2 protein-coding genes are annotated in these 7,385 nt (G+C 54.6%); both read left to right on the top strand.

Translation table 11 applies throughout. From position 1 onward, the window contains the following. Positions 1-678 precede the first annotated feature (678 nt). Positions 679-2,028, top strand: coding sequence for a glutamate-1-semialdehyde 2,1-aminomutase (locus tag EJQ19_RS31245; protein ID WP_126145118.1), 1,350 nt, complete (start codon positions 679-681; stop codon positions 2,026-2,028). A gap of 614 nt (positions 2,029-2,642) precedes the next feature. Further along, positions 2,643-7,184, top strand: coding sequence for a glutamate synthase-related protein (locus EJQ19_RS31240; RefSeq protein ID WP_241243170.1), 4,542 nt, complete (start codon positions 2,643-2,645; stop codon positions 7,182-7,184). The last annotated feature ends 201 nt before the right edge of the window (positions 7,185-7,385 follow it).

Genomic DNA, 7,385 nt, shown 5'->3' with positions numbered 1-7,385 from the left:
GGTTGCGAGCTGCGGGCTGCGTTCGGCCTCACTTACTTAATGTCATGCCGCGCGAACCTGCATTTTGTGCAGTAAATTTGCATGAGCGCGCCGAAATTACATATTATCTTGTAAAAAGTGCAGGAAAAAACCATCTTCATGTTAAAAAAAGGGCATAAACGGCTGTTTTCTCGAAATTTAGATGTACATTTTGCAGGTTCTCACTCCATATTCCGTGTTTAGGGAACATTTTAATGTAGCTTTTGCAGGTAGTCGAGTCGGAGTGGTGCGTCAGCGGTGGAGAGGGGCTGTGGCTGTGGCGTCAGTGCAGCTATCATAGCAAACGGGAGACTGTAGCACAATTACACTTCAGCGACGGAAACAACTATTATCGCTCCAACTGCGGAGGACATTGCAATGATTGCAGCTAGACTGGAACAGCTAGCTCACCCTAGTGACGGAAAACAACAATTAGGGTCGCAACTGCGGAGAACATTGCAATGATTGCAACGAGACTTCAACAGCTAGCTCACCTTAGCGACAGAAAACAACAACTAGGGTCGCCACCGTGACGGTACTGCAAAGACGGCCGACTCTTAGCCTAACTGCGGCAGAGACGGCATCATGTGACTACACGACCGCGTCGGCACCCGGCATTCAGCAATTCCACCATTCATCTTAATAAGGCAGGTATCCCTCATGGAACGCAAACAATCCGAACGTTTATATCAAGAAGCGCTGCAGCACATCGTCGGCGGCGTCAACTCCCCTTCCCGCTCGTTCAAAGCGGTGGGCGGCGGCGCGCCGGTGTTCATGCAGCGCGCGCAAGGCGCTTACTTCTGGGACGTCGACGGCAATCGCTTCATCGATTATCTCGCCGCCTACGGCCCGATCATCACCGGTCACGCACATCCGCACGTGACCGAGGCGATCGTGCGTGCCGCCCAGAACGGCACGCTGTACGGCACCCCGACCGAACTCGAAATCGAGTTCGCCAAGATGCTGAAGTCCGCGATCCCGTCGCTGGACAAAGTGCGCTTCGTCAACTCCGGCACCGAGGCCGTGATGACGACGATCCGCGTGGCGCGCGCGTACACGAAGCGCACCAAAATCATTAAGTTCGCCGGATGCTACCACGGCCACTCCGATCTCGTGCTCGTGGCCGCCGGCTCCGGCCCGTCCACGCTGGGCACGCCGGACAGCGCCGGCGTGCCGGCGAGCATCGCGCAAGAGGTCATCACCGTGCCGTTCAACGACATTCCGGCACTGGAAGCTGCGCTTGCGCGTTGGGGTGAAGATGTGGCCGCCGTCATGGTGGAGCCCATCGTCGGCAACTTCGGCATGGTCATGCCGCATGCCGGCTACCTCGAGCAGCTCTGCGCGGCTGCTCGCAAACACGGCGCCCTCGTCATCTATGACGAGGTGATCACGGCGTTCCGCTTCCATTATGGCGCGGCACAGACGTACCCCGGCCTCCCGCTCGCGGAGGCCGCCAGCACAACGACGGCAGCTTCGCGCTTCGCCGCCGTCGAGCCGGACCTGACGGCCCTCGGCAAAGTGATCGGCGGCGGGCTGCCGATCGGCGCCTACGGGGGCCGCAAAGAAGTGATGGAGCAGGTCGCGCCGCTCGGACCTGCCTATCAGGCCGGCACGATGGCGGGCAACCCCGCCTCCATCTCGGCCGGCATCGCCTGCTTGCAGGTGCTACAGCAGGCGGATGTGTACACCAAGCTCGACCAGCTTGGTGCAACGCTTGCGGGCGGTATCGCGGAATCCGCCGCCCGCCATGGCATCCCCTTGACGCTCAACCGCATCGGCGGCGCGTTCTCAACCCATTTTTGTGATCATCCTGTCACCAATTATGAAGAAGCGCAAGATACAGACGGCAAGCGCTTTGCGCAATTCTTCCATCTCATGTTAGATCAAGGCATTAACCTCGCTCCTTCCAAATATGAAGCCTGGTTTCTGACCATCGCCCATACGGAAGCGGACATCGCGTACACGCTCGAAGCCGCGGATCATGCTTTGGGGCGCATGAAAAATTCATAACCGTGCATGCGGACTTTTATTTATCCATAAATCGCCGACTCAGGCATCGTGCACAGGGATGTTGGCATTTCCAACAATAAGCAAAAGGATAGGGCTGTCCCAGAAAACGAACTATGATCCTCTCAGGATTGTAGTTCGTTCGTCTTTCTAACAGGTAACAAATAGTAAGAACATTGGTTTTATTCACCAATATACAAAAACGGTAGCGCTTACATTCGCGAATTCGTCCCGCAAGTATTGTCGGATGACCTTTTTCATGCTATTCTAAGATTACTTTTACCCTTTTGGCGAAATGGCTTGTTTGTACAGTATTTTCCTAGAAAGTTAGGGCATGATTTACAAATACTCATCCGTTTTTTGTGGTTGACGCCCTACTTCGATACGTGTCGATTCGTGCCGTATTCCATTGGAAAATCCCCCCGTAAATTGGCATGCTATTCAGTTATATTGCATTTTTATTCACTTCGGCGCATATTTCGGCTTTTCCACTTTTTAGTGTTAAAGCCGTAAATGCCAAAGGCTTGCGGGTTTCTGCCCTTCCGAGGATGAAAAAGTGTAAGCAAGAGGAGTTTAAATATGTATGGGAGGTGACGGTCAGGCAACTGACCTGAGCAATGAATGAATTGATGCGTAATGAAGGCCGTTTTCAAGATCTACTTGGGACCGAACACGACAGCTGCGGTATTATTTGTATTATTGAAAAAAATGGCCACCCTTCCCGCGATAACATCCAAAAAACGATTGATTCCCTCGTCAAGATGGAGCACCGTTCCGGATTTATCAATGGTGAAGGCGATGGTTGCGGTATTTTAACTGACATTCCACGTGCGCTCTGGGAAAAAAAGCTGACAGAAGCCGGACTCGACGGCAAGCTGGCTTATGACAACCGTTTCTCGGTTGCTCATATCTTTGTTCCGCGCAAGCTCGACCTGACCGCCTCTCAAATTCAAAGCGGCATCCGCGAACTGTTTGCAGCTCATGATGTTTCCATCATTCTTGAGCAGGAAAATCAAGTGGACAGCTCCGTTCTGGGCCCAAATGGCTTGCAAGATGAGCCAACCTTCTGGCAAATCGCCGCGATCAGCAACAAAACCGAAGGGCAAGTTGCCGATCACCTTTTTGAATTGCATATTGCGATCGAAGATCGTTACAACGTCCACGTTGCGACACTGAGCAATGTGACTGCCGCGTACAAAGTGTTAGGCGCTGCAAGCATTTTGCCAAAATATTTTAACGATACGCGCGATCCGTTATTTGCATCCCAAGTAACGATCGGCCACAACCGTTATTCTACGAACACGCTATCGAGCTTCTTCCGTGTACAACCGTTTTCGCTGCTTGGTCACAACGGTGAGATCAACACAGTGAAAAAGCTTCGCCTCGAAGCTGACATGGTTGGCGTTCCGCTCGTAAGCGGCGGGTCGGACTCCCAGGACATGAACAGAACGATTGAAACGTTCATTCACCGTCACGGTCTGTCCCTGTTTGAAGCGATGGAGCTTGTGTTCCCTCCTATTATTAATGAAATGAAACAATTCCGTCCTGAGCTTCAGGACTTGTACGTTTACTTCCGTCAGGTGTGGGGCCACTTCGCACAAGGTCCTGCCGGTATCGTATCCCGTTACGGCAATGAGTGTATTTTCAGCGTTGACGCATTGGGTCTTCGTCCGGTATGGATGGTGGAAAGCGAAACTTCCCTGTACTTCTCCTCCGAGCAAGGCGTTATCACGGTTGGCGACATGGTTGCTGATCCGAAGCCAATCGCTCCGGGTGAGAAAGTCGGCGTCGTGCTGACACCAGGCGAGCACATCCAAGTGATTCCGTATCACGAAGTCCAAAACCTCGTGTACGATCGCGCCAGCAAACGTGTTGCATTCAGCGGTCTGCGGAAATATTTGAACCCTGCCCCATCGGAAGTTAACGCGGCTATCAACGAGAACGTTACGCCATCCGATCAAATGTACAGCGCATTCGGTTGGGATCGAGACGGAATCTCCCACATTGAAACCATGTCCGAAACCGGCGCAGAGCCGATCCGTTCCTTGGGTCATGATTCTCCGCACGCGGCGCTCGCTTGGGAACGCCAGAACGTGCCTGACTTCATTAAAGAAAGCGTAGCGGTTGTAACGAACCCTGCGATTGACCGCGACCGTGAAATGGAGCACTTCTCCACACGCGTGATCGTCGGTTCCCGTATTCCTGTGTACAGCCAGTTGGACGATCAGCTTCGCGTTGAGCTATTGACGCCGCTGGTGCTGGAAGGCACGAACGGTGTTGGCAGCGAAGAGCACTTGTCTCAGCCGTCCTACGAGCAATTGCTGGCACAGTTTGGTCCGGAGAAAGTGGTTGTCCTCGACGCTACTTTTGCTAAAGGCTCGACGCTAAAAGATGGTCTGAATCAGCTGGCGGCTGACGCTATTGCAGCAGTTCGCGGCGGCGCGGCGCTGCTCGTCATCGACGATTCCGCTGCTCACCAGAATGATCGCTTGTGGCTTGACCCGCACCTTGCGGTTTCCAAAATCGACATCGCGCTGCGCGCTGAAAAATTGGGCTTCGGCGACAACTTGCGCCGCCACGTGACGCTGATCCTGCGTTCCGCTGCGATTCGCAGCCTGCATGATATCGCGGTCGCTTGCGGTCTGGGCGCTGACGTGATCTCGCCTTACCTGCTCTTCGCAACGGCTTCCGACAAAGAAGGCAATGCGGCAGCAGCACGCAAAGTATATGCAGCCCTCTCCAAAGGGCTTGAGAAAGTCATTTCCACCATCGGTACGCACGAGCTTCGCGGCTATACACGCTTCTTCTCCTCCATCGGCTTCCATCCGGAAGTGGCAGAGGTGCTGGACATCGTGAACTACCTTGGCAGCGAAAAAGCCGGAACAGGCTTCGCTCATCTGGAAGCGGACGCTGAAGCCCGCTATGCGGACTTCGAGAATCCGAAAGCGAAAGCGGCGAAAAACTTCCGCTTCTTCCAACGGATGTGGAAAGCGCTCGGGGACGCAGCTTCCGGTGCGGCTTCCTACGCCGACTACCGCGACAAACTGCGCGAAGAAGAGAAGAAGAACCCGATTTCCATTCGTCATATCGCAGGATTCAATGTGGAGAAAGCGCTCGGCGAAGGCCGCAAGCCGCTTGATCCGTCGCAGGTTGACATCTCCATTGGCGGTCATTCCTTGCCGATGCTGATCTCTTCCATGTCCTTCGGTTCTCAGAACGAAACAGCTTTCCGCGCTTACGCTGAAGCCGGCGATCGTCTGAACATGGTTACCATGAACGGCGAGGGCGGAGAGATTAAAGATATGCTTGGCCGTTACAAAACAACGCGCGGCGCGCAAGTCGCATCCGGACGTTTCGGCGTCAACGTTGAGCTCGCTAACGCAGTTGCGTTCCTTGAGATCAAGATCGGTCAAGGGGCGAAACCGGGCGAAGGCGGTCACTTGCCAGGCTCCAAAGTTACAGCGAAAATCGCAGCGGCTCGTAACGCAACGATCGGTTCCGACCTGATCTCGCCATCCAACAACCACGATATCTACTCCATCGAGGACTTGGCGCAAATCATTTCCGAGCTGAAAGAAGCAAGCGGACGCAAAGCGAAAATCATCGTCAAAATCCCGGTTGTTCCGGGTATCGGTACAATTGCGGTCGGCGTAGCGAAAGCCGGCGCTGATGTGATTACCCTGTCCGGTTTCGACGGCGGCACAGGTGCGGCTCGTATCCACTCCTTGACGCACGTAGGTCTGCCTACGGAAATCGGTACGAAACTCGCTCACGTTGCTCTGATCGAAGCCGGCCTTCGCCACCGTGTTGAACTGTGGTCGGACGGCGGTCTGAAATCCGGCGCTGACGTTGTGAAAATGGTGATGCTCGGCGCAAACCGTGCAGGCTTCGGTTCCATCGCGATGCAGTCCATCGGTTGTACAACTTGCCGCGGCTGTCATTTGGACACTTGCCACGTCGGTATCGCAACGCAAATCGACTCCATGGAAGAAGCGGAAGAGAAAGGTCTTCGCCGTTTTGTTCCTCGTGTCTACGATACAGCGGTAGATAGCCTGGTTCGCCTGTTCGGCGGCATCGGTGAAGAAGTACGTGAAGTTGTCGCTTCCCTCGGCTTCTCGAGCCTGCAAGAGCTGGTTGGCCGTTCCGACCTGCTGGAGCAAATTTCGCACAACGATCGCATCGATCTGTCCGACATCCTGCGTCCGGCTCCAATGCAATACGTGTCCGATGCCGAAAGAGCGCTTGAAGAAGCGGCTGTTTCCTCCGATATTCGTATCGCAGCGGGTGCGGAAGGTCTGGACTTCTTCCCAGAGTCCGTTTCCTTCGACGCTCCGGTCGTTCGCAACTGGTCCAAAGTGGACGCGGAGTCCCGTATTCTCGGAACCCGTTATGCGAGCCACCGTGTAAGAGACCGTTTCGACGGCAGCTACGATCAACTGCCTAGCATTTCCTTGAACCTGATCGACGGTTCCGTTCCAGGTAACGGTCTGGGGGCCTTCAACGCTCGCGGCCTCGACATTACGGTTCACGGCGGCGCAGAAGACGGTCTTGGCAAAATGGCGTTCGGCGGTAAAGTCGCGATCATCAAAGCCGTTGGCAAGAACAATACGTTCATCAACGGCAGCGTAGGTAAATCGTTCGGCTACGGTGCGCAAAAAGGCCTGTTCTTGATCCAAGGCGGCGCAGATACGCGTGCATGTATCCGTTTCTCCGGCGCAGACGTTGTCTTCGGCGGCGAAATTACAACGCCTCTGCAAGATGAGCTCGGCGGTTTGGCGGCTCGTGCGAACCTGAAAGGCTTCGCGTTCGAGTACATGACCAACGGCCGCGCGGTTGTCTTGGGCGATCCAGGCCCATGGATCTGCGCAGGGATGACAGGCGGCGTGATTTACCAACGCCTCGTTCCTGAAATGGGTCTCGACCAAGCGGCAATCGAGCGTCGTATCGCGAAAGGCGCAAAAGTGAAGATCGAAACGATCGGCGTTCAATCCAAAAAAGACCTGACAGAGCTGCTCACCGCGTATCACGCAGAGCTGGCTGCATCCGGTCAAGCCGACGCAGCGGCGAAAATCGAAGCTTTGCTTGGCGACCTGGAGTCGAACTTCATTCGAATCTCCCCAGTCAACATGCAAGCGGACCAATCCGTTGCGACGGAATAGTCTTTGAAATCAAACAGCCACACCCTTTGCGGGGCGTGGCTGTTTTTTTGTTGTCTGGAGATGCCTCGCCCGGCTGTCTCCGTGAAGTTTCCCCTGCCTCCCCTTAGCAGGGCTAGTCTTGGAAGATCAAACCTGCGATTGCGCAGGCTTCTTGCCACAAATCATCCTTTTGCAAAGAAATGCCTGCCAAAAAGCAGGCTT

The sequence above is a fragment of the Paenibacillus whitsoniae genome, assembly GCF_003955665.1.
Classification (GTDB): Bacteria; Bacillota; Bacilli; order Paenibacillales; family NBRC-103111; genus Paenibacillus_E; species Paenibacillus_E whitsoniae.
Note: the sequence above shows the minus strand (reverse complement) of the source record. Positions and strands in the feature narration are given on the sequence as shown.

Bases quoted from the DNA above. Each gene is read 5' to 3' on its own strand.
- EJQ19_RS31240 (WP_241243170.1), top strand. From the start codon at position 2,643: ATGAATGAATTGATGCGTAATGAAGGCCGTTTTCAAGATCTACTTGGG.
- EJQ19_RS31245 (WP_126145118.1), top strand. From the start codon at position 679: ATGGAACGCAAACAATCCGAACGTTTATATCAAGAAGCGCTGCAGCAC.